The sequence below is a fragment of the Streptomyces sp. DSM 118878 genome, from assembly GCF_052936595.1.
Window position 1 is genome coordinate 3,626,929 of sequence record NZ_CP193622.1, and the last position, 23,668, is coordinate 3,650,596.

Annotated in this window: 15 protein-coding genes; 10 read left to right on the top strand and 5 right to left on the bottom strand. The window is 70.4% G+C overall.

All coding sequences use genetic code 11. The features are described from left to right. The first annotated feature begins 28 nt into the window (after positions 1-28). The 4 genes from ACRAKF_RS15915 to pglX all read left to right on the top strand — a co-directional run bounded on the left by ACRAKF_RS15915 (position 29) and on the right by pglX (position 7,349). Positions 29-538, top strand: coding sequence for a hypothetical protein (locus ACRAKF_RS15915; protein WP_447037825.1), 510 nt, complete (start codon positions 29-31; stop codon positions 536-538). Next, positions 535-1,941 (top strand): KGGVGR-motif variant AAA ATPase, encoded by a 1,407-nt coding sequence (locus ACRAKF_RS15920; RefSeq protein ID WP_447037826.1) that lies wholly within the window; start codon positions 535-537, stop codon positions 1,939-1,941. The genes ACRAKF_RS15915 and ACRAKF_RS15920 overlap by 4 nt, the downstream gene beginning before the upstream one ends. Further along, positions 1,938-3,425 (top strand): hypothetical protein, encoded by a 1,488-nt coding sequence (locus ACRAKF_RS15925; RefSeq protein WP_447037827.1) that lies wholly within the window; start codon positions 1,938-1,940, stop codon positions 3,423-3,425. The genes ACRAKF_RS15920 and ACRAKF_RS15925 overlap by 4 nt, the downstream gene beginning before the upstream one ends. A gap of 96 nt (positions 3,426-3,521) precedes the next feature. Continuing rightward, entirely contained in the window at positions 3,522-7,349 is a 3,828-nt protein-coding gene (gene pglX, locus ACRAKF_RS15930) for a BREX-2 system adenine-specific DNA-methyltransferase PglX (protein ID WP_447037828.1), read from the top strand. A 76-nt stretch (positions 7,350-7,425) separates the two neighbouring features. On the opposite strand, the gene ACRAKF_RS15935 is transcribed toward pglX, so the two are convergent. Together ACRAKF_RS15935 and ACRAKF_RS15940 are read right to left on the bottom strand one after the other, a co-directional pair. Next, on the bottom strand, positions 7,426-7,635 hold the full coding sequence (locus tag ACRAKF_RS15935; RefSeq protein WP_447037829.1) for a DUF397 domain-containing protein: 210 nt from the start codon (positions 7,633-7,635) through the stop codon (positions 7,426-7,428). Further along, entirely contained in the window at positions 7,632-8,480 is an 849-nt protein-coding gene (locus ACRAKF_RS15940) for a helix-turn-helix domain-containing protein (protein WP_447037830.1), read from the bottom strand. Before ACRAKF_RS15940 ends, ACRAKF_RS15935 begins: the two co-directional genes overlap by 4 nt. A gap of 230 nt (positions 8,481-8,710) precedes the next feature. Between ACRAKF_RS15940 and ACRAKF_RS15945 the strand changes: the two genes are divergently transcribed. From ACRAKF_RS15945 to ACRAKF_RS15965, 5 genes are all read left to right on the top strand, one after another. After that, complete coding sequence (locus ACRAKF_RS15945) at positions 8,711-9,163, top strand: ATP-binding protein (RefSeq protein ID WP_447037831.1); 453 nt, start codon at positions 8,711-8,713, stop codon at positions 9,161-9,163. Between the two features lie 140 nt (positions 9,164-9,303). Next, positions 9,304-13,218: a hypothetical protein gene (locus ACRAKF_RS15950; RefSeq protein ID WP_447037832.1), complete on the top strand. Its 3,915-nt coding sequence runs from the start codon at positions 9,304-9,306 to the stop codon at positions 13,216-13,218. Further along, positions 13,215-15,980: a BREX-2 system phosphatase PglZ gene (gene pglZ / locus ACRAKF_RS15955; RefSeq protein ID WP_447037833.1), complete on the top strand. Its 2,766-nt coding sequence runs from the start codon at positions 13,215-13,217 to the stop codon at positions 15,978-15,980. The genes ACRAKF_RS15950 and pglZ overlap by 4 nt, the downstream gene beginning before the upstream one ends. Then, the gene (brxD, locus tag ACRAKF_RS15960; protein ID WP_447037834.1) at positions 15,977-17,308 is read left to right on the top strand and encodes a BREX system ATP-binding protein BrxD; all 1,332 of its coding nucleotides are present in this window, start codon (positions 15,977-15,979) and stop codon (positions 17,306-17,308) included. Before pglZ ends, brxD begins: the two co-directional genes overlap by 4 nt. After that, positions 17,305-19,464 carry a DEAD/DEAH box helicase gene (locus ACRAKF_RS15965; protein WP_447037836.1) on the top strand — a complete coding sequence of 720 codons (2,160 nt, stop codon included), beginning with the start codon at positions 17,305-17,307 and terminating at the stop codon, positions 19,462-19,464. The genes brxD and ACRAKF_RS15965 overlap by 4 nt, the downstream gene beginning before the upstream one ends. 239 nt (positions 19,465-19,703) lie before the next feature. On the opposite strand, the gene ACRAKF_RS15970 is transcribed toward ACRAKF_RS15965, so the two are convergent. After that, the gene (locus tag ACRAKF_RS15970; RefSeq protein ID WP_447037837.1) at positions 19,704-20,477 is read right to left on the bottom strand and encodes a thioesterase II family protein; all 774 of its coding nucleotides are present in this window, start codon (positions 20,475-20,477) and stop codon (positions 19,704-19,706) included. A 640-nt stretch (positions 20,478-21,117) separates the two neighbouring features. Here ACRAKF_RS15970 and ACRAKF_RS15975 point away from each other — a divergent pair. Next, positions 21,118-21,906, top strand: coding sequence for a hypothetical protein (locus ACRAKF_RS15975; RefSeq protein ID WP_447037839.1), 789 nt, complete (start codon positions 21,118-21,120; stop codon positions 21,904-21,906). Between the two features lie 312 nt (positions 21,907-22,218). Here ACRAKF_RS15975 and ACRAKF_RS15980 read toward each other — a convergent pair whose 3' ends face one another. Beyond that, a complete protein-coding gene (locus ACRAKF_RS15980) occupies positions 22,219-22,884 on the bottom strand; it encodes a hypothetical protein (protein WP_447037841.1) in 666 nt (221 codons plus the stop codon). A 62-nt stretch (positions 22,885-22,946) separates the two neighbouring features. Further along, positions 22,947-23,573: an RNA polymerase sigma factor gene (locus ACRAKF_RS15985; protein WP_447037842.1), complete on the bottom strand. Its 627-nt coding sequence runs from the start codon at positions 23,571-23,573 to the stop codon at positions 22,947-22,949. Between the last annotated feature and the right edge of the window lie 95 nt (positions 23,574-23,668).

A 23,668-nucleotide genomic window follows, 5' to 3' on the forward strand; every position in this document is an offset into this window, starting at 1 on the left:
ATCAGCCCAAGACCCTATGATCTGCGTCGTGGGGGACGACGAGGGAAGCAAGAAGACGACGACGGACTACGCCTGCGCAGGGGAACGGCATTACAAGGATGCCTTCTATCTGCACGGCGATGGACGCCTGTTGAACGCGGATCACTTGTTCGGGCTCTCAGTGGAGTGCCTGATGAAGGCGCTGCTGAAGAGGTTCGCCGGGCAGCACGGGGTGTCCATGAGGAGCAGCGGGGGCTCCGAGAGCGACCGGCTCTGGTGGGACGATCCCGAAGCCAAGAACCCGAACAAGAAGCGCAAGATGCTGGGGCATATAGACGAGATGCGCCAAGCTCTCCCCTTGCTGCTCGACGGCCGTCCTGGACCGTCTCTCACCGAAGCCCTGCAGAGAGTCTCCGCAGACTTCGAGGAGTGGCGCGCCGAGGAACGCTACACCGATGGAACACACCTCGGCCCGGAGCTGCTGACCCGCCGCCAGGGAGCGGCGACGCTCGCCTACGACACGTATATGCACGTCGAGCTGACCGGAAAGTTGCCATGACCCTCTACGCCGAACCGGTCCGCTTCGACGAGTCCCGCCCGACCGCTCTCGCCCTCGCCCGCGAGGTCGCCGCGGAGGGCTTCGACGTCCTGCTCGTACGGGACGTCCTCGGCCGGTTCTCCCTGGTGGTGGACGACAGCGAAGAGGCAGCCGGGGCGAGCGTCGAGCAGGCCGAACGCTGGCGTGAGTCGTTCACCGGCCGGATGGGCCGCTACAGCGGGGAACGTCCACTGGTGCTGACGTCGGTCACACGGCTGCCGAAGACGCTTACGGCCTCGCCTCGCGCCCAGGAGGTCGCTGCGGCCACCGGCACCACGGGCGCTGTCCGCCTCCTCGACAACACGGTCGTCGGTGAGGACTGGTCCCACGTCACCTCTCCCTCCGCCGACGCGGGCGGCGAAACGGTCCGCACCCGCCGTACCGCCCTGTACGGGTTTAAGGGCGGTGTGGGCCGTACGACGGCGACCGCCGTTCTCGCCCGTCGGCTCGCCGACGAGGGGAAGATCGTGCTGGTCGTCGACCTCGACCTGGAGTCGCCCGGCGTGGGCCCGCTCCTGCTCGGGGACGGCAATCTGTGCCGGCACGGTGTCGTGGACCACCTGGTCGAGTCGGCGCTCGGCAACGCGGACGGCCTGGAGATCGTCACTCGCTCCGGGTACAACCCACTCAAGAAGGGCGAGCTGTGGATCGCCCCGGCGCGTGGTGCGGGCACCGACGGCATCCCCAACGGGTACGTGGACAAGCTGAACCGCGTCTACGCCGACGCGGAGGGCGCCCGTTTCGCCGACCGCTTGGCCGCCACGGTCCGCGCCTGCGAGGAGGCGGTGGAACGGAGCGACAGCGGCTACCCGCCTGATGTGGTGCTGCTCGACAGCCGGGCGGGCATCCACGACGTGGCCGCCGTGACCATCTCGCACCTCTGCGACTACGCGCTGCTGTTCGGCGCGGACAACGACCAGACGTGGTCGGGTTACCGGGACCTGTTCGAGGCGTGGAGGGATTCCGGGCAGGCCGCGCCGATCCGGCAGAAGCTCCGCATGGTGGCGTCGATGGTCCCGGACTCCGTGCACTACTCGAAGGACACCCATCTCGCGTCCTTCCGCCAGAACGCCTACGAAACGTTCAGCGTCCTCTACGAGCCACTCGCGCCGGGCGAGATCGCTGACGGCACGAACGGTTCATGGGATGTGGGTACCGACCCCGCGCCCCATTCCCCGATCCCGATCCTGTTCGAGCCCGGGCTGGTCGGCATGAACGTACCCAATGCCCCGGACTGGCAGGAGCGTGCCTTCGTCGAGGCCGCGTACCGTGACTTCCTGAAGACGGCCGTCCCGCTGATCCTGGCGTCCCGGGCCACGGCATCCGATACCGAGTCCACCGAGCCCGAGGACGACCGCCCATGACCGAGTCGCTGACCCCCGGTGCGTACCGCGACCTGCTGTCGCGCGCGCTGGAGGGCACCGTGGACGCGGACACCCGGCGCCCCGAGCCGCAGACCCTGTACATGCCGGACGCGCACCGCACCGCGCTCTACGTGGACAGCACCGTGGTGCAGGGTGACCGCGGCGTCGGCAAGACGTTCTGGGCGCGCTCCCTGCTCGATCCCGAGCTGCGCGCGGCGGCGGCCCGCGAGTACCGCATCAACCGGCTGAGCCGCCTGCACGTCACACCCGGCTACGGCATGGACATCGTGTCGGACTACCCGGGACCGCTCGTCCTGCCCTCGCTCCTCGCGGGCGGCGCGATGCCGGAGGAGATCTGGCACGCCGTCCTGCTCACGGCCCTGAAACAGCCGGAGCTGCGGAAGACGGCGGACTGGGCCGAGCGGGTCGCCTGGGTGCGCGCCAACGCCGGACCGGCCGAGGCCACCCTCGCGCGGGCCGACGCGGAGGCCGCCGCCGAGGGCACGGTCCATCTGCTGGTCTTCGACGGCCTGGAGCACCTGCACACCGACTGGGACACCCGCAACGGGCTGATCGCCGAACTGCTCCGCCTGGCGATGCGGATGCGCTTCGGCACCCGCAACATCCGCCTGAAGGTGTTCCTGCGCCCCGACATGTTCGACGCGGCCAAGCAGCTCTTCCCCGACGCCTCCAAGCTGTCGGGAAATGCGGCCCGTCTGGAGTGGTCCCGCACCGACCTGTACGGGCTGCTCTTCCACCACCTGGGCAACGAGGAAGAGGAGACGGCCGAGCAGTTCCGCCGCCTCACCGGTGGCTGGCAGCCCTCGGAGCCCGGCGCACCCGTGCGGTACGCGCCCCCGCCGGACCTGCGCAACGACGAGAAGGCCCAGCAGCGGCTCTTCGAGCGGATTGCCGACCCGTTCATGGGCACGAACGTCCGCCAGGGCCGCCCCTACACCTGGTTGCCGAATCACCTGATGGACAGCGCGGGCCGGATCAGCCCCCGCAGCTTCCTCAAGGTCCTGGACGTGGCCGCTGAGACGACACGCGCCTCCTACCCCTCGCACACCCGCGCCCTGCACCACGACGCCATCCGGAACGGAGTCCGCGAGGCGTCCGCGGTCCGCGTCGACCAGATCTGCGAGGACACCCCGTGGGTCGAGCTGGCCATAAAGCCGCTCGCCGGCTGCCAGGTTCCGATCGCCCAGGGGAAGATCATCGCCATCTGGAAGGAGCGCGACCTTCCGCGGCTCCTGCGCGAGGAATCGGCCCGCTACGCCCAGGCCGACCGCCCCGAGCTGGTCCGCACCGGCCCCCGCCACCCCGACGACCTGCCGCGCCTGGTCCAGGAGCTGATCGACCTCGGCGTCCTGCGCCGCCGCGACCAGAGCATCGACGATTATTCGTTGCTCGACCTGCCCGACATCTACCGTCTGGCCTTCGGCCTGGGGCGCCTCGGGGGCATCTCGCTCGCCGGGCGGTAGGCCCGACCTGATGGGGCCGCCGTGGCGTCCGGGCTGGCAGGATGGACGAACCGGCGCGAGAGCACGCGCCGAACCACGAAGCAGAGGAACACCCCGGTGCACTCCCAGGAAGCCCGTACCACCGCCGAAGCGACGGACACACCGGCCGCCGCGCCGCTGGACCACGCTGCGCTGCTCAAGGACCTCCAGAAGCAGGTCGCGCTCCTGGAGGCGGACCTGCGTGAGCGTGCACACGGCGACAGCGAGCAGGCCGCGGCCCTGAAGGCCGAGTACGAGCAGGCCCTCCTGTCCGACCGCACCTCTGTCATGTACGAGTCGTGGCTGGAGGAGCGGGTGGTGCAGATCTCGGCCGCCTGGGTGCTCGCCTGTGTCTTCGTCCGCTTCTGCGAGGACAACGGGCTCGTGCCGGACGCCCGCCTGTCCGGGCCCGGTGAGCGGCTCGCCGAGGCGCAGGACAACCACGACGCGTTCTTCCGGGTGAGCCCCGAACTGAACGACCGCGACTGGCTCAAGGAGTCCTTCCTCGCTCTCGGGCGCGAGCACGTGATCGCCGAGGGTCTATTCGATCCCGCCCACAATCCGCTGTGGGAACTCGACCCCTCCTACGATGCGGCGGCCCGCCTGCTCTCCTTCTGGCGCGAGCGCGGGCCTGACGGCCGCATCCGTCACAATTTCACCGACCGAACTCTGAACACCCGTTTCCTGGGCGACCTCTACCAGCACTTGTCCGAACACGCCCGCAAGACGTACGCGCTGCTCCAGACCCCGGAGTTCGTCGAGAAGTTCATCCTCGACCTCACTCTGGACCCGGCTCTGGAGGAATTCGGCCTGGACCCGGTGTGGAGGAACGTCCCTGAGGACTGGCGGGGCGAGACGTCCGAGGAGATCGACGAGAACGGTGATGTCGCCACCGTCGTCCGCGGACTGCGCTGCATCGACCCCGCCTGCGGCTCCGGCCACTTCCTCCTCGGCCTCTTCCGCCGTGTCCTCACCGCCTGGCGCGAGGCGGAGCCGGGTGCGGAGAACTGGAAGCTGGTGCGCCGCGCCCTGGAGTCTGTCCACGGCGCCGACAAGAACCCCTTCGCCGTCTCCATTGCCCGCTTCCGGCTCCTCGTCGAGATGGTGAAGGAGTGCGGGGTCGACCGCCTCTCGGCGGCTCCGTCGATGCCTATCCGCATCGCGGTCGCCGACTCCCTGCTGCACGGGCGGGAGGCCGGCCGTGAGACCGACCCGACGTTCGACGACGTCGAGCGGGGCGAGACGTTCACGTACCGCACGGAGGATGTGGCGCGGTACGTGAAGGAGGCGGACCTGTTGGGACGCGGTTCGTACCACGTGGTCGTCGCCAATCCGCCGTACATCACGGTCAAGGACAAGGCTGAGAACGAGAACTACCGCAAGATCTACTGGGCCTGTTCCGGAAAGTACGCGCTGTCGGTGCCGTTTGCGCAACGGATCTTTGAATTGGCGGTAAGGGCTGGCGGTGACAATCGGAATGGCGGTTTCACCGGGCAGATCACTGCGAACTCGTTCATGAAGCGGGAGTTCGGGGCGACGCTGATCGAGTCGTTCTTCCACGGGGGGCCGTACAAGGACCCGCAGACGCGTCGCAGGCGTGACTACCCGGGTGTGGAGCTGACGCATGTGCTGGACACGTCGGGGGCGTTCATTCCGGGGCACGGTACGCCGACGGTGATTTTGGTGGGGCGTAATCAGGGGCCGCGGCAGTCGCTGCCGATTCGGGCGGTTCTGGGGGTTCGGGGGGAGCCTAGTCAGCCGAAGGATCCGGCGCGGGGGGAGGTGTGGCAGGCCATTGTTTCGCAGTGGCGGAAGCCGGGGGTGGGGCCCGAAGAGTGGGTGAGCGTTGAGGACCGGCCTCGGGCGGATCTGGCCAAGTTCCCGTGGAGCCTTTCGGGGGGTGGCGCGTCTGGGCTTATGGCCGAACTGGAGCAGGTGGAGGGGCGCCTCAAGGACCTAATCTCAGAAGCCGGACGGACCACGCATACCGGACTCGACGAGGCGTACTATATGACGCTCGCCGCAGCCTCGACGCGTCAACTGAGATCGGGGACGGTACCGGTCATTCTGGGTGAAGAAGTGCGTGACTACCAGATTTCGCCGGGTACATGCACTTTCTTTCCGTACACGACAATCGCTCCAGCCAGCGTACGCGGAGCAGCGAGGGAGATCACGGCAGCCGAGGAGCGGTATCTCTGGGGCACACGGGAACCTCTCCGTCAGCGTTTGGATTTCGGCGAGACGCCAGAGGAACGGGGGTTTCGTTGGTTCGATCACAGCATGTTCTTCCCGAGACGATTCCGTACGGCGTTTTCGATCGCTTACGGCGAGGTCGCCACGCACAACCACTTCGTGCTGGACCGGGGTGGGAAAGTGTTCAAACAGACCGCTCCGGTGATCAAGCTGCCTGAAACTGCGAGCGAAGAGCACCATATTGAGCTGCTCGGGGTACTGAACTCGTCGACCGGCTGCTTTTGGATGAAGCAGGTCAGTCACGTCAAGGGCGGCAGCGGTATCGGGCGCGGAGTTCAGGACGAAGCTTGGGAAAACCGTTATGCGTTCAACGCGACACGGCTCCAAGAGTTCCCTCTCCCCTCAGAACTCCCCCTCTCGTTGGTCCGTCAGCTAGACACCCTCGCCCAAGAGCTGGCTACCCACGAGCCCGCCGCTCTCACCGCCTCCTCCACCACCCCCCCCAACTCCGAAGCCCTCGAAGCCGCTCAAGCCGAACAGAAGCGAATCCGGGCGCGCATGATCCTCCTCCAGGAGGAGCTGGACTGGACCGTGTACGGGTTGTACGGGCTACTCACGCCCGCCGAGGTCGCACGCACCACCCTGCCCGGTGATCCAGCCGACCTCACCGACGCTGACGTGCCGGTCCTCCCGCTCGGTCAGCGCGCGTTCGAGATTGCGCTCGCCCGCAGCGGTGCCGAAACCGCATGGTTCGAGCGGCACGGCTCCAGCGAGAACCGGACCACCGAAATCCCTGCCGCGTGGCCAGAGTCGTACCGCCGGATCGTCCAGGCGCGGCTCGACCTCATCGCCGACAACAAGGACATCCGCCTGATCGAGCGGCCCGAGTTCAAGCGCCGCTGGTCCACCGAGCCCTGGAAGAAGCGCGAGGCCGCCGCCCTGCGGTCCTGGCTGTTGGACGCCATGGAGCGCGAGGATCTGTGGTTCGAGGAGCGCGACGGGATCGACTCCCCGCGCCCGCTCACGATCTTCCAGCTCGCCGACGCCCTCCGCCACGACAAGGACGTACAGGACGTCGCCGCGCTCTACGCCGACCGTCACCTCGACAAGCGCGACGTCCCGCTGTCCACCGTCCTGGCCGCTGTCGTCGAGCCCGAGCACGTCCCCCACCTCGCCGCCCTCCGCTACAAGGAGTCCGGCCTGCGCAAGCGCGCACAGTGGGAAAGGGTCTGGGAAGAGCAGCGCAAGGAGGACGAAGACAGCGAGCGGCGGGACATCAAGGTCCCGCCCAAGTACACGTCCGCCGACTTCCTCAAGCACAGTTATTGGTCGAACCGGGGTAAGTTGGACGTCCCCAAGGAGCGGTTCGTCTCCTACCCCGGCTCCTCCCCCGACAACGACCCGTCCCTCCTCATCGGCTGGGCCGGCTGGAACCACCGCTATCAGGCCGAGGCCCTCGTCAACCTTCTCAACGACCGTCTGAACATCGACGGTTGGCGCAAGGAAGACCCGCGCTTCATCCCCCTGCTCGCCGGGCTCGCGGAGGTCATGCCCTGGGTGAAGCAGTGGCACGACGAGTACGACGACGAGTGGGAGGGCAACCCCGCCGAGGAATTCAACAGCGCCCTCGTCGCCGGTATGTTCGGCCGCCAGCTCTCCCAGGACGATCTCGCCGCCTGGCGTCCCGAGAAGAAGCGGGGCAGGGCAGGCTAGTAGCCCCGGCCGACTCCGTGTGCGCCTGAGGGGCGAGGACTTCATGTCCTCGCCCCTCAGATGTATACATCTCCGTTCAGCCGCTAACCGCCACCATCCGCAGGAACGCGGTCCACTCCGTGGGAGTGACCGTGAGGACTGAGCCCCCGCTCCGCTTGGAGTCCCGCACGTGGACGGCTCCCGTCGCTCGGGCAACCTCGACGCAATCCCCACCATTACCCGCGCTGTAACTGCTCTTAGCCCAGGCCAGCCCGTGTACATACGGTGCCGAATCCCGCGTGCTCATTGCTCTCCCAACAACTGCTCGATGAAGGCCAGCGACTCCCTCGGGGTGAGTGCCTGTGCCCGCAGGGTGCCATAGGTCGATTCGAGCACCCCGACCTTCTTGGGGTCCGAGTGCAGGGCGCTCTCGTCCTGCACCTCCATGTAGGCCATCCTGCGCTGGTCTCCGATCTGGAGCAACGTGAACGCCCCTGCCAACCCGGCATGCTCTTCACGCTCGGTCGGCATGACCTGAATCTCGATGTTCCGCTCACGCCCTAGAAGCAAGAGCCGCTCCAACTGCCCCTGCATCACCTGTCGCCCACCCAGTGGTCGGTGCAACACCACTTCCTCGACGACGAAGCTCATGAGCGGCGCCGGACGCTTCGCGAACAACTTTTGCCGGTCCATGCGAGCGGCGATGCGCTGCTCGACGATCTCTGCGTCGAGGAACGGGCGCCACATCTCGAAGACCGCCCGCGCGTAGTCCTCAGTCTGCAACAGACCTTTGACCACGTGGCTGTCGTAGGCGTTCAACTTAGTTGCCTGTGCCTCAAGCTGGGCGTACTGGCGGAAGAACCCCGGATACCGCGCCCTCCCCAACTCCCCCTTCATGGCCGACAGCACCCCACCCGCGCCCACCGCCCGATCCACCGCATCCACCAGCTCGGGCTTGGGGATCCTCCGCCCCTGTTCCACCGACGCGATCAGCGCCTCCCCGTAGCCGACCAACGCCCCCAGCTCCGCCTGAGTAAGGCCCGCCGCCTCGCGCAACAGCTTCATCTGACGGCCGAAACAGCGCAGGAACCCGTTACCTGGGTCCACGCCGTCGGAGGAACCCACCGCGTCGGCCTCGCCCACCAGGTCCATACCCACCGCCACCCACCGCCTCTTCGCGGACCCAGCCCGCGACCGCACCCACGTACCGTCAGTCTCGACAGCGTAGGAACGGCCCGACTGCCCACGCGGCCCTTCACCCCGCGTTCTCCCATACGGGTGAGCCGTACACCCCTGACAGTCATCCCGCTCACCCCGACAGTTGGCACTCGTACCACCGCAGCCCCTGGTCACAGCCACTCCGCTCGCGCGACCGTCGAGCCATGACACCCCCCGCTCACGCCACCTCGCAGCCCACCGACACCGCCTTCGAGCTGCGCTTCACCTCCACCCCGCGCGGTGCCCGCCTCGCCCGCCGGCTCACCGGATACTGCCTCGACCACTGGGGCTGCCCGTACGACTCGGAGGTCAACGAGCATGCGAGTCTCGTCGTCGCCGAGCTCGCCTCGAACGCCGTCACCCACGGGCGCGTGCCCGGCCGTGACGTCCTGCTCCGGCTGAGCCGGGGCGACGGGCGGTTGCGCATCGAGGTCAGCGACTCCCGTGACGAGAGCCACCCCGTGTTCAGATCGGCTCTGGAAGGCGAGGAGGCGGGCCGTGGTCTGCTGATCGTTGGTGCGCTCACCGAAACCTGGGGTGTGACGCCCCGCACAGGTGCTCCCGGCAGGACCGTCTGGGCGGTGCTGCGCGCGAGCGGCCCGGGATATTCGTTCTGACGCCGATCTTCCCGCCCCGTCCCACCGACACCCGTACCCTGGGCAGGACAGACAAACGTGGTGTCCGCGGGCCCGGGGCCCGCCGGGAGCCCGGCCGCGGCAGCCGGGCGTGACGAGGCTGTGGGGAGCGGGAGCGGCTGATGGCCAGAGGCAGCGGGGTCGTACTGAGAAATGTCCTCGACATCAAGGAGGACCTTCACTCCGGAGACTTCAAGATCGCCCTGTCCGAGGGGTTCACGGGCGAGGCGGCCGGGTCGATCGGCGAGTACGTCGTCACGACGCAGCTTCAGGGCGAGTTCCGCAAGGCCTTGAAGCTGATCGGCAGCGCCCTGCGCAAGAACGCCTCGCAGGCCGCCTACCTGCACGGTTCCTTCGGCGCCGGTAAGAGCCACTTCCTGACCGTGCTGCACGCCGTGCTCAACGGGGACCCGGCCGTCGAGGAGAAGACGCGGCTGCGGGAGGTCGTCACCGAGCACGCCGACTGGCTGCCCGGCAAGAACTTCCTGATGGTGCCGTACCACCTGGTCGGCGCCGCCAGCCTGGAGTCGGCGCTGTTCGGCGGCTATGTGAAGACCGTGCGCCGGGAGCGGCCCGAAGCGCCCACGCCGCTGGTGTTCCGGGCCGACTCGCTGCTCGCCGACGCACGTGAGCTGCGCGCGAAGATCGGCGACGAGGCGTTCATCGGGCTGCTGCCCGCGCCCGTCGCCCCGCAGGCCGCCGCTGAGGACGCGGAGGACGACGAGGACGGCGAGCTGAAGCCCATCGGCGCCGCCCCGGCCGTCGGCTGGACCGGCGCGGCCCTCGACGCGGCCTTCCGCGCGCCCGCCGGAGACCCGCAGCGCGACCAGCTCCTGACCGCCCTGTTCAACGGGCCGAACAAGCACTACGCGGACACGGTCAGTGGTGACGCGACCGCGTATGTGACGCTGGACGACGGACTCAGCGAGATGAGCAAGCACGCCCGGCTGCTCGGCTACGACGGCGTGGTGCTGTTCCTGGACGAGCTGGTGCTGTGGCTGCAGGCCCGGATGTCCAACCGGACGTTCATCAACGACGAGATCCAGAAGCTCGTCAAGCTGATCGAGTCCAGCAACCCCGACCGGCCGGTGCCGATCATCTCCTTCATCTCCCGCCAGCGCGATCTCTCGCAGCTCATGGGATCGGACATCCTCGGCTCGGACGTGGAGAACCTCCAGCAGGCCCTGGAGTACCTCAAGGAACGCGTCACCGTCATCGATCTGGAGGACCGCAACCTTCCCGAGATCATCAAGGAGCGGGTCCTCAGGCCGCTCCCCGGGCAGGAGCGGACGCTGGACGCCGCGTTCGCCGGGGTCGACAAGGCGGGCCAGCTCGTCAAGGACGTGCTCCTCGACGGGGAGGGCGCGACCGGTGCCGACTGGGACGACTTCCGGGCCGTATACCCGCTCTCCCCCGCCCTGCTGAACGTGCTCGTGGCGCTGTCCGGGGCGCTCCAGCGCGAACGCACCGGTCTGAAGCTGGTCCAGCAGCTCCTGGAGCGGAACGCCGACGCCGAGGTAGGCCGGCTGATCCCGCTCGGCGATCTGTGGGACGTCCTCGTCGACGCCACAAGCACCGCGTTCACCGCCAAGCTCCAGCAGGAGTCGGACACCGCCCGCCGCTTCCTCGCCAAGGCCCACCGCTTCCTGCTGAACCGGTACGGGCGTCCCGACCACCCCGATCTCCTCGCCGACGAGCGTTTCATCAAGACTCTGCTGCTCGCCGCCGTGGCACCCGACGTGCCCGCACTGCGTCGCCTGACCGCCGGCCGGCTCGCCGCCCTCAACCACGGCTCGGTGCGCTCGCGAGCCGTACCCGTACGCGACAAGGTCATCGAGCGGTTGCGGGCTCTCCAGGGCGAGTTCCCGGGTGAGCTGCGCTCCGAAGGCAATGACGACCCGGTCTTCTCGCTGCACCTGTCCGATCTGGACATCGAGCCGATCCTCGACGCCGTCGTCGGCGAGGACAAAGGCGGTGTACGGCGCACCTGGCTGCACGAGCGGCTCTGGGAGGAGCTGGGTCTCACCGGTCGGCAGGGTCAGCTCTTCGACGAGAAGAAGGTCGTGTGGCGCGGCTCCGAGCGCACGGTGGAATTCGTGTTCGGTACGGTCCGGGACCCGCGCAGTGTCACGGACGAAGCCTTCGAACCTGCCACCGCGGGCAACATGCGGATCATCCTCGACTGCCCCTTCGACGAGGAGACGGGGCGCTCCCCCGACGACGCCTACCGGCGCGTCACCGATCTGCGTAAGTCGCACCCCGGGGCGCCCGTGCTGGTCTGGCTGTGCGACCACTTCTCCGAGCAGCGCAAGGCACAGCTCGGCCGCCTGATGCGCATCAACTTCCTGCTGGAACGCGACCGGCTGTCCGACTACACCCGCAACTTCCCGCCGGACGACCGCCTCAAGGCCCGCCGCAGCCTGGAGCACGCCCGCGACAACCTCACCCGCACCCTGGTCGACTCGCTGCGCGAGGTGTACGGGCTCGCCGAGGCCAAGGAGGACACGCGGGGCGCCGAGGTGCCCGACGGGCGGCACGTGCTGTCCCTCCAGCCCGAGTTCCCCCGCCCGCAACCGGAAGGCAGCAAGCCGTTCGACCAAGCGGTGACACAACTCGCCGACGGGCTGTTCTCGTCCATCTACGACAAGCATCCGGACTTCGGGCCGGGGCCGGGCACCACGCCACGGGCCGTCACACCGGCCGAACTCACCACGGCCCTGAAGTGGCTCGCCCAGGCCATGGACGAGGGTGGCCGGGCCGAGGTCGAACCGAGAGATCTACGGACCGTCAAGCGCGTCGTCGAGGCGCTTGAGCTCGGCACCGTTCACGACGGTCCGCTCGTCGTGCGCGGCGACCAGCTGCGCGCGCGGATCAACCAGGCCGCCTCCGCACACGGTGAGCACGGCGAACTCGCGGTGGAGGACATCCGTATCTGGATCAGGGACGACCTCGGCGTGCGCGGCTTGGAGAAGCACGTGTCCAACCTGCTCATCGCCGCCTACGCCCTGTTCGACGACCGCTCCTGGGTGCTCTACTCCGGCACCGAAACTACGCCTCCCTCGCTGGCCGAGATCAGCCTGGGCTGGAAGCTGCGTGCCCAGCGGCTGCCCACCGAGCAGGAGTACGCCACCGCCCGGGACCACGCCGGGCGGTTGTTCGGCGTCACCGCCAAGCCCGGCCTGTTCGCGCGCAACGTCAACCGGCTCGCCTCCGACGTCCTCGCCAAGGCGACCGCGTACGAGAAGAGCGTCGGCGACGTACGCACCGTACTCAAGCGGCACGCCACGCTGCTCGGACTCGACGGGGAGGGCACGGCCGAGCGCAGCCGGGTCCTGCGCGAGGCCGCCGCCCTGCTGGCCCGCCTCGTGCGCCACACCGACGACGCCACCGGTCTCGTGTGCGAGCTGGCCTCCGTCTCGTACGAGACGCCCGCGCGGGAGCTGTCCCACGCCATGGACAGCGCCGCCGACGTGCTAGCGGCGCTGGACGGCACCAACTGGCGGCTGCTGTCCAGCGTGCACGGGCTCACCGGCCGTGACGACAGCATCGGTGACCGCGCGCAGCGGCTCATGGAGCGGATCGCCGAGGCCGCACGCGCTCCCGAGCGCGAGCGGTCCCTGATCCCCCTGCTCGGTGAGGTCCGTGAGACCGGACATGCCCTGCTGGACGCCGCCCTGCGGCTGGAGCGGCCCACCCCCGCCGACGACTCCGCCGCGCCCTCAGACAGTGCGAAACCGGTGACGGACCCCGAACAGGTCACACTGTCCGAGCACGGGACCCCGCCGGTCTTCTCGGGCACCGCGGGACGCGGGCGGGGTGAGCAGGAGCCGCTGTCCTGGGACCCCGAGGAAGCCGATGCCGACGCGGGAGAGACCGGCCCCTTGCGGGCTGCCCGCCGGGTCATCGCCGCCGGCCCCGCGGCTCTCCACTCCGACCTCACCGCCGTACGCGACGAGATCGAGGCGTTCCGCGCGCTGCACCCTGACACCCCGGTGGAGATCTACTGGCGTGCGGAGCCGGACGGTGAGGGCCGGTGACGGCCACCCGGCCCGTCGCCGGTAGGCGCGCCGTCGAAGTGCTGCTGAAGACCGAGCTGAAGAACACTCCCGACAGCCGGCTCGTCCTGGTCGACGCGGTGTGGGATGCGGAGGAGCTGGACACCGAGTTCACCGTCGAGATCGGCGGCGAGCAGCGCCGCGTCGTCGTCACCGACCAGCACTCCCCGCTCGGCGCGACCGAGGCATGGCACCGCCACCTCACGGGAGGTACGGGGCAGGACGACAGCGTCCTCGTCGTCACCGGCACCGTCCCGCCCGACCAGCTCGGCCTTGACCTGCGTGCCCACGCGGTGCGCAGACATCCGCTGCCCGTCGACCGCGCCGAGATCGTCGCCCAGCTCTTCGCAGCCGCTGACCTGGATCCGCGGATGCTGGGCGAGCACTGGCTGCTCGACGCGCTGCTCCAGGCCGAGCCCCTCGACGGCTGGCCCCGCATCGGAACCGTCCTCACCCGCGACCGGGCTGTGCGCGCGCTGCTCGGCGCGCGTCTCGGGCTCGGCGACCCCGCGTCAGAGACCCTGGACCTGGACGCCGACGCACTGTTCGCATGGACCCGCACCTTGGCCGGGCCCTCGCTCTATGCCGCCCTCGCCGCGGATGAGCAACGCGGTCTGGAGACGTGGCTGGCCCGAACCGTCGGACCCGCCGCCACCACGCTGCTCACACTCGCCGCCGAAGGGCGCGGCGGTGACGCCCTGCCGCTGGGCGTGCTCGCCTCCGCCGCCCTGAGTTCACGGTCCGCGGAGGCCGCGGGCTTCGCCCTGGGCACCCTGTTCGGACCGGCCCTCGCCTCCTTCGACACGCTGCGGCCCTTCGCCGACGCCGCAACGGGAGTGCTCACCCGGTGGGTCGCACAGGCTGAGGTCCCCACCGCGCCGGCCGACGGCGCACGCTCGAAGGTGATGGCCGTCCTCGAACGTGCCGACCGGCTCGCCGCCGACGCGCGTCTCACCGATCTCGTCCGCGGTGACCGGTTGCTTCCGTCGGGTTACCTGGGCCGGCTAAGGACCCTGGCCACCTGCCTCGCCAGCCGTGGAGAGGGCGCGACGGCACTCGCCGAGTCCGCCCTGCGCGACCTGGAGGCACATCAGCTCGCCACGCTCTACTCCGAGTCCACCGAGACCGCCCGTACCGCTGTCCGCCTGATGCGCTGGCTCGCCACCGAGCCCGCGCCTCCCGCGACCGTCGGCCGTGCCGTGCAGGAACATTTGGCCTCTTCCGGCTGGGCCGACCTCGCCATCGGTGTGCTCGCGGAGGGAGACGCGTCCCGTGACGCCGCCGTCGGCGAGGCGTACCGGCGACTGATAGGAGCAGCGCGGGAGCGCCGCGCCGCTCTCGACGCCCAGTTCGTCGGCCTCCTCGCCTCCTGGTCAGAAACCGCCTGCCAGCAGGCGAACGGTGGTGCACTGCTCATCGAGGACGTCCTCGCCCGAACGGCGGCCCCGCTCGCGCAGGGCGGCGGTCGGCCTCTGGTCCTCGTCCTGGACGGGATGAGCGCGGACGTCGCCGTCCGGATCGCAGGGGAACTGGACGGCAGGGCGTGGACCGAGATCGTGCCCGCCGCCGCGAAGAGCTCCCTCCCGCTCCGGCAGGCAGCAGTGTCCATGCTGCCCTCGGTCACCCGTGTCAGCCGGGCCTCACTGCTGAGCGGCCGGCCCTCCGAAGGCGGCCAGACCGCCGAGCGCACCGGCTTCACCGCCTTCTGGCGCAAGCGGCATCGTGGCGCGCACCTCTTCCACAAGGGCGGGTACGAGGGACCGCCCGGCCACCGGCTCGCTCCTGAGCTCGTCCAGGCCCTGGCCTCCGACGACATCGTCGCCGTCGTCGTGAACACCATCGACGATGCTCTGGCCGACGGCCGGGAGGGAACCAGCGGTCACTGGGGCCTGGCGGACATCGGAAAACTGCCCGACCTGCTCAACGCCGCCCGCGACTACGGGCGTCCGGTCATACTCGTATCCGATCACGGCCACATCATCGACCGCACCGAGCGCGGACACCCGCCCGCCGAGGTGACCGGGGTGCGCGGGGCCCGCTGGCGCACCGGGGATCCCAGCGCCGGGGAAGTCGCTCTGTCCGGCCCACGCGTGCTGACGGACGGCCGGCGCATCACCGCCGCCTGGCGCGACGATCTGCGCTACACCGCGCGGCAGGCCGGGTACCACGGCGGTGCCTCACTCGCCGAGGTCACCGTCCCCGTGATCACCCTCGTACCGTCCGGAGGCGCCGTGCCGTCGGGCTGGAGTCTGCTGCCTCCCGAGTCGACCGAGCCCGCGTGGTGGAAGAAGTCCGACACCACGGCCGAATCCGAGGCCGTGCCCCAGGAGGCGCCGGAACCGCCCGCCGACCCTGCCGAGCCCAAGCCCGACCCCGAGGCTCGGCCGGTCCGTCGCTCCACGGCGTCTGGTCGGTTCACTCTCGGGCAGCGGACCGTGCGCAGTGCCCCGTACCGGGCGCAGCGCGAGTTCGTTCGCGCCGCACCCTCCGACAGGGCCGTGGAGGCGGTGCTCGACGCCCTGGACGCGGCGGGCGGCAAACTGTCGCCCGGAGCGGTCGCCGCAGCCGCCCAGACCGCGACCGGCAAGTCGCAGCGCAACCCTGCACGCTTCGCCACGATGCTGGAGCGGCTGCTCAACATCGACGGTTACCCCGTGCTCCAGCTGGTCGAGTCGGGCCGCACCGTGCAGCTCGACCGTGCCTTGCTCAGCCAGCAGTTCCCGGCCCCGGAAGGCACCACATGACCCGCCCCGCCCTCGACATCAGCGTCGCGCGCCGCCGCGACGTCGTCGACGCACTGCGGCGCGGCACCGTCCCGCAGGCGGGGCTCGGCCTGTTCGCCGTAGGCCTGGAACGCTTCGAGAGCGCACTCGACGACGACCTGACCACCGTCGCCCGTGGCGGAGCCGCCTTCCACGCCCTGCGCGGTGAGTACGGCTCCGGCAAGACGTTCTTCGCCCGATGGCTCACCGAGCGGGCCAAACGGCGCGGGCTCGCCGTCAGCGAGGTGCAGATCTCCGAGACCGAGACCCCGCTGCACCGGCTGGAGACCGTCTACCGCAGGCTCACCGAACGGCTCACCACCGCCACCCACCAGCCGTCCGCGCTGCGTGCCGTCGTGGACTCCTGGTTCTACGCCTTGGAGGAGGAGGCGCTGGCCGGGGGCGACGTCGCGGACGACGACGAGGAAGCGCTGGCTGCCGCCGTCGACATGCTCCTGGAACAGCGGCTGACCGCCGTCGCCCGCACCACCCCCGCCTTCTCCGCGGCTCTGCGCGGCTACCGGCGGGCTGTGGCGGCCGGCGACGGTGCTCTGGCCGAAGCCCTGATCGCCTGGCTCGGAGGCCAGAAATCGGTGGCCGCCGCCGCGAAGCGCGCCGCCGGAATCCGCGGCGACCTCGACCACTTCGCCGCCCTCGGCTTCCTCCAGGGCCTGCTCACCGTGTTGCGGGACTGCGGGCACCCCGGGCTCCTGCTCGTCCTCGACGAGGTGGAGACCCTGCAACGGGTGCGCGGTGACGTCCGGGAGAAATCCCTCAACGCGCTGCGTCAGCTCCTCGACGAGATCGACACCGGGCGCTTCCCCGGCCTGTTCCTCGTCATCACCGGCACCCCTGCCTTCTACGACGGCCAGCAGGGCGTACAGCGCCTCGCACCCCTCGCCCAGCGGCTCGCCACCGATTTCACCACCGACCCGCGCTTCGACTCCCCGCGGGCGGTGCAGCTACGGCTGCCGGGCTTCGACCTCACCTCTCTCGGTGACCTGGGCCGTAAGGTGCGCGACATCTACGCGGCCGACGCCCGTAACCCGGAGCGGCTGGCAGCGTGCGCGGACGACGCCTATCTCGACGAGCTGGCCCGCGCCATCACCGGGGCGCTCGGCGGCAAGGTCGGCATCGCACCACGCCTGTATCTGCGCAAGCTGGTCGCCGACGTCCTGGATCGCGTCGACGAGTTCAAGGACTTCGACCCGCGCCGGCACTACTCCCTCACCCTGCGCTCGACCGAACTCAGCGACACGGAGCGCAACGCGGCGAGCGGTGCGGCGGACGTCCCTCTGGACTTGCCGTGAGCCACCGGACGTCCGGTCGTGGCGGCGAGTGGCATGCCCCCGACGCCTTCGACCTGCTGGACCCCGTCCTCGGACACAACATCGTCAACGCCCTCGGCTGGCACGCGCTACACCCCCTCCAGACCGAGGCCGTCGCCCCGCTCCTCGCCGGTGAAGACGCCGTACTGCTGGCCCCCACCGCGGGCGGCAAGACCGAAGCGGCCGTCTTCCCCCTGCTGACCCGGATGAACCGGCGCGGCTGGAAGGGCACCAGCGTGCTCTACGTGTGTCCGCTCAAGGCGCTCCTCAACAACCTGCATCCGCGCCTGGAGACGTACACGGGCTGGCTGGGCCGGAGCACGGGCCTGTGGCACGGCGACGTCACCACCTCGCGCCGCCGCCGACTCCTCGTCGAGCGCCCGGACCTCCTGCTGACCACACCCGAGTCCCTGGAGTCGATGCTGGTCAGCACGCATGTCGACCATCACTCGTTCTTCAGCGGCTTGCATTCGGTCGTGATCGACGAGGTGCACGCGTTCGCCGGTGACGACCGTGGCTGGCATCTGCTTGCCGTACTCGAACGCCTGGGTCGCATCGCCGCTCGCCCACTCCAGCGTGTCGGCTTGTCCGCGACCATCGGCAATCCCGCCGAGTTGCTGGACTGGCTCCAGGGCTCCGGACACGGCCGACGTCCCGCCCGCGTCATCGCCCCCGACTTGCGGCCGGAGTCTCCCCCGGCAGGGACCACGCAAACGGCCGGAGAGATCGAACTCGACTACGTCGGCTCCGTTCCCAACGCCGCCATCGTCATCGCCGCTCTCCACCGCGGCGAGAAGCGCCTCGTCTTCTGCGAGAGTCGGCGCACCGTGGAGAAGCTGGGCGAGCAGCTGCGCCTGCGCGGCGTCACAACCTTCCTCTCCCACGCCTCGCTCTCCGTGGACGAACGCAGACGGGCCGAGGCGGCCTTCGCCGAGGCACGGGACTGCGTGATCGTCTCGACCAGCACGCTGGAACTCGGCATCGACGTGGGTGACCTGGACCGAGTCATCCAGCTCGACGCACCCCGCACCGTCGCCGCCTTCCTCCAGCGCCTTGGCCGCACCGGACGCCGTTCCGGCACCAGCCGCAACTGTCTCTTCCTCGCGCTGGACCACGAAGGGCTCCTCGCCTCGGCCGCCCTGCTGCTCCAGTGGTCGCGCAACTGGGTGGAACCCGTCATCCCGCCCCCCGAGCCCCGTCATCTCGTCGCCCAGCAACTGCTGGCCCTGTGCCTTCAGGAACACCAGGTCGGAGAGAACCTGTGGCAGGAGTGGTGGGGTGGCATCGGCCCCTTCGGCCCTGGTGCCGCACCAGTCGTCCGGCACCTGATCGAACAGGGCTACCTCGACCAGGACTCCGGCCTGCTCTTCATCGGCCCGCAGGCGGAACACCGCTACGGTCACCGCCACTTCATGAACCTGACGGCAGTTTTCACCGCGCCGCCCGAGTTCACCGTCCTCAACGGCCGCAACGAGATCGGTCGCACCGACCCCGACCTGCTGACCGAGGAGGTCCAGGGGCCCCGCAGGCTCCTGCTCGCCGGACGCAGTTGGCAGGTCACCCATATCGACTTCAGCCGACGCCGCTGCTTCGTCACCCCCACCGACGGGGGAGGGCGGGCCCGGTGGAGCGGCTTCGGCGCCGAGCGGACCCTCTCCTTCGAGCTGACCCGCGCCGCACGCGACGTACTTCTCGGAGAGAACCCGCCTGTACGCCTGACTGGGCGAGCCTCGGCACATCTCGCCCAGGCCAGGGAGGCGCATCTGGACACAGTGCACCCCGGTGGCACTCTCATCACTTGCCGCCCCGACGGGGACGTCCGATGGTGGACCTGGGCCGGCCACCGTGCCAACGCCACACTCGCCGCCACGCTGATGCCCGTCGTATCACCCCACAGGCGCGCCCACGCCCACTGGATCCGGCTGCGGGACGACCTCACTCGCGAGGAATGGGCGGACGCCATGACCCAGGCGCCAGCAAGCCTGAGCCTGCCCGAGATCGACGGGCGTGCTGTGCGGGGCCTGAAATTCGCCGAGGCCCTGCCCGCCAGGCTCGCGGAGGCAACACTGGCCGCACGAACTGCGGACGAGGCAGGTGCCCGCTCCATCCTCGCAGAACCGGTCCGGTTCGCCAGGTGATGCATTGCACGCCTACACGTTGAAGCGGAAGGCCAGCACACTTGGCATCGGGCGGGCCGCCCTTCTAGTGATCCACTACTGGCATGACAGCTCCCAGTGGCCGAGCCGGCAAACGAGAGCCTCCGCTCAGACGGCGAAATGCCTGAGCAGTGGCCCGCCATGTCCCGGACGGGCCAGGGGTGGCGGCCCCGGCCGGTCATCCGGTGCACCGCCGCCCACCCCGGGCCGCTCCGCCGCCGTCAGCCGGTGGCCGTCATCTGCTCCCTGACCGCGCTCACCAGGGCTTCGTGCTGGTCCACCAGGTAGAAGTGGCCGCCGGGGCGCACCTGTAGCCGGAATCCCCGCGAGGCCACGTCGGCCCAGGACGTCATGTCGTGGGCGGACATGGACGGGTCCGCGTCACCCACGTGCGCGTGGACCGGGCAGCCGACCGGGGCGGCGTCGCGTGGTCCGTAGGTGCCGACGACGGTGAAGTCCGCCCTGATCGCGGGCAGGACGAGGTCCCGCAGGTCCGGGTCGTCGAGCAGCGCGGTGTCGGTTCCGCCGAGCCGGGTCACTTCGGCGATCAGCGCCTCGTCCCCCTGCTCGTGGAGGCGCCGCGGGGTCAGCCGGTGCGGGGCCTCGCGGCTGGAGACGTGGAGGGCGGCGGGCCGCACGGCGTGCTCGCTCCACAGCCGCAGCGCCACCTCGTAGGCGAGCGAGGCGCCCATGCTGTGGCCGAAGAGCGTCACCGGTACGTCCACGAACGGCAGCAGCGCGGCGGTGACCTGGCCGGCGAGCTCGTCCATGCTGTCGACGCACGGGTCGGTCAGCCGGTCGTGCCGCCCCGGGTACCGCGCCACCAGGACCTCCGTGTCCTCGTCGAAGGCGGTGCCCCAGGCGTGGTAGAAGCTCGCGGAGCCGCCCGCGTGCGGAAGGACCACCAGACGGCGGCGCGGCGCCGCTTCCCCGAACTCCCCGTACCTGCGGAACCAGCGACCGCTGTCGACGGCCGTCCGCACGCTGTCACTCACTTCGTCCCCATCTCATCTGTCCGGCGACCAGCTCCGGGTCGCGTCGATCCTGAGGGCAGGAGCGGAGCCCGGGACAGGGAATCCACCTGGACCGTCCGCAAGAGGACAGCGCGGAAACGTCCGGGGACGCACGGCCATCGGTTCGGGCGACATTCCGCCGGATGTGCCGCTCCGGCTGTCAGCAACGTGCCGACCAGCGTGTTCGATGCCTGTGACCCCGAGGTGGGGCGGGAGACTTGGCGGGCAGCGCTCGGAACCCGGCCGCGGCTCGAAGTGGCATGCCCTCGTGCCGCCGGGACCGTGCGCTGCCTCCCACCCGCGTTGTGTCGCCGCCGCCCGGACAACGGGCGGCCACAGGTGCTGCCCTGCCGCGGACCTACGGCCACGCACCACCATCCCTTTCCAAAGGAGCGTCATGTTCGGACGGATAGGACGGTTCTCCGTCGACCGGCCTTGGCTGACCACCGTGGCCTGGACCGTCACCACGGTCGCACCGGCCACTCTGGCCCCCCCTAGCCCCTCTGGTCCCTCTGGGCTCTCTGGGCCCTCTGGGCCCTCTGGGCCCTCAGCTGGAGTCCCTGCCCACGCCCTTTTGCGGGCGGTGAGGTTCATGGAGACGGGGGGATCGGAAGTGCGTGCGGTGCATGGGTGGGAGGGGAGCCGTACGGGCCCCCTGGCCAAGGGGGACGAGGCCGCCGGGTCTCAGCCGTCGGTGATACCGGTGGGTCCTGACGAGGCGTCGGTCACGGCGGCCATCGCGGAACAGATCGGCCAGGCGCGGCGGTCGGTGGACATCTGCTTCGCCCAGTACACCCGCCGTGCCCCGTGGTCCCTCGAACTCCTCGGGGAACGGCACGAATCGGTTCAGGTCCGGCTGCTCTTCGACCGCTCCGAGCACGAGCACGGCCAGAACAGGGCCCCGGAGCCCTGGGAGGAGCTCGCGGCGAGCGAGCGCGTGGAGGTACGGATCGCCCGCGTACCGCTGATGGACTGCGTCGTCATGGACGGCCGGAGCGCTCTGCTGATCGCCGACTCGGCCATCGGGCCACAGGTGTCCCTCGCCCGGGCCGGCGGCGTGGTCGGGGCTCTGCACGCCCTGTTCCTCGCCGTGTGGCGCGGCGCCGTGCCGGTGCCCGCCAGGATCGACTGGGGCGGTCACGCCCGCGCGGAGTTCGTGCAGTGGGTCCTCGGCTGTCTGCATTCCGGGATGACGGACAAGCAGGCGGCCGACGAACTGTCGGTGTCCGTACGCACGTACCGGCGCTACGTGGCCGAGATCACGGCGGCCCTCGGCGCGAACTCCCGGTTCCAGGCGGGCCTGCGCGCGGCCGAACTCGGGCTGCTGCCCACCCCGGTCCCGCGAGCGGCGCCGCCGGAGAGCCACCCGGGTCCGGGTACGCCGCTGGGGCCTACTGGCAGCTTCCTGTAAGGAGGCTGGGTTGGCGGAGCCGGGCCGCCCAGAATGAGCACGGAATCGCGACACGCCGGTCACCTCACTGACCGAACCCTCGCGGAGCGTTCCACTCCGGTCGGCCACCGCACACCCCGGACGGGGGCCGACCGGTCCGCCGATCGGTCCGCCGACCGGGGGCCGGCGAAGCCGAGGCCGGCCGCACCCGGCCATCGGCCATCAGGCGTCGGGCGTCGGCCTCGCAAGCACCGCCGCGTACCTGGATCCCGGCGCCTCACGCGCCGCCGGACCCCGCCGACTCCGCCCTGTGGCTCGGGCGCGCTCTCGGCCTCAGGGTTTCTTCTGCTTCGGCTTCTGCGGTTTGGCCTTCGCGGGCTTGGCCTTCACCGGCTTCGGGTGAGCCGGCCTGGGCTTAGCCGGCTCGGCCCTCGCGGGCTTGGGCTTCTGGGGCTTCGCCTCGCCGGGCTTCGCCTGGCCTGGCTTCGCCTTTCCGGGCTTCGCCTTCTCGGGCTTGGGGTTGGTCTCGTCCCGGTCCTTGTCCCTCGCCTTGGCCTTGGCCTCGTCCCTGCCCTCGCCCTCGCCCTCGCCCTCGCCCTCGCCCTCGCCCTTGCCCTCGTCCTTGAGTGTCTCGTCCGTCTGCCGGCTTCGGGGCGGTGATGACAGCGGGTGGGGCGGAGTGGCCGTGCGGTCGGGGGTGAGGCGGGGGGACGAAGGCGCCGGGCGGGGGCCTTCGCCGGGGAGTTCGAGGGGGGAGCCCGTGGCCAGGGCCACGCCGCCCAGGAGGCCTCCGGCCAGGACCACGCCCCCGGCGGCCCGCAGCGGAAGCCTGCCGCGGCGGCGCTCGCGGGGGCGCCAGTCGTCCCGGCGGCGAGTACGCGCCCGATGCGCCCCCGAGTCCCGCGCCACCCGAAACGCCTCAACGGCAGCCCGCAGCCCGTCCCCGCCCTCCGGCTCGGCCACGCCGGACCCCTCGGCCACGCCAGACCCGTTGGCCACGCCAGGCCCCTCGGCCGAGGTGAGTTCCCGGTCGCCGCCAGGGCTCATCGGGCCGTCCGTGTTCATCGTGATCCCCCAAGCGCCCCGGGGCCCTCGTCCGCCACGCCGGCCAGGCGCAGGCGTTCGCCCAGCTTCTTCAGGCCCCGGTGGGCCGCCGTGCGTACCGCTCCGGGGCGTTTGCCCAGGACCCGGGCGGCCGCCGGGCCGTCCAGACCCACCACCACCCTCAGCAGCACGGCCTCCGCCTGGTCGCGAGGCAGGGTGGCCACCAGGGCCAGGACCTGTTCCGTCGAGACCGCCTCCAGGGCCGCCGCCGACGTGCTGTGCGAACCCGGGAGTTCGAGCACGTCCTGTTCGAGGGTGACGGGGCGCGGCCGTGCCTTCTGGCTGCGCAGATGATCGAAGGCCCGGTGGCGCGCGATCGTCGCGGTCCAGCCGCGGAATCCCGCCCCGTCGCCGCGGAACCGCCCGAGGTCCCTGGCGATCTGTAGCCAGGCCTCGGCCGCGACATCCTCCGCGGCCTCGCCGTCCGCGCCGACCAGGCCCCGTATGTAGCCGACGAGCCCCGGCTGGACGATGCGGTACACGACCGCGAAGGCCGCCTCGTCGCCGGCCTGCGCGGCCGCGACGGCCTCGCCAAGCTTCTCGTCGTGCGCCCGCGCGCGACGGTGCTCCCCACCCTGGCCCAACGTTCTCCCATCCGGCCGACGAGGCACGCCCTGCCGCGCACGTGCCCTCACGCTCACCAGCGTCAGTAGGGGTGGAAATGTCACAGGAGGGCGCA

Bases quoted from the DNA above. Each gene is read 5' to 3' on its own strand.
- ACRAKF_RS15920 (WP_447037826.1), top strand. From the start codon at position 535: ATGACCCTCTACGCCGAACCGGTCCGCTTCGACGAGTCCCGCCCGACC.
- ACRAKF_RS15925 (WP_447037827.1), top strand. From the start codon at position 1,938: ATGACCGAGTCGCTGACCCCCGGTGCGTACCGCGACCTGCTGTCGCGC.
- ACRAKF_RS15935 (WP_447037829.1), bottom strand. From the start codon at position 7,635: ATGAGCACGCGGGATTCGGCACCGTATGTACACGGGCTGGCCTGGGCT.
- ACRAKF_RS15940 (WP_447037830.1), bottom strand. From the start codon at position 8,480: ATGGACCTGGTGGGCGAGGCCGACGCGGTGGGTTCCTCCGACGGCGTG.
- ACRAKF_RS15945 (WP_447037831.1), top strand. From the start codon at position 8,711: ATGACACCCCCCGCTCACGCCACCTCGCAGCCCACCGACACCGCCTTC.
- ACRAKF_RS15950 (WP_447037832.1), top strand. From the start codon at position 9,304: ATGGCCAGAGGCAGCGGGGTCGTACTGAGAAATGTCCTCGACATCAAG.
- brxD (WP_447037834.1), top strand. From the start codon at position 15,977: ATGACCCGCCCCGCCCTCGACATCAGCGTCGCGCGCCGCCGCGACGTC.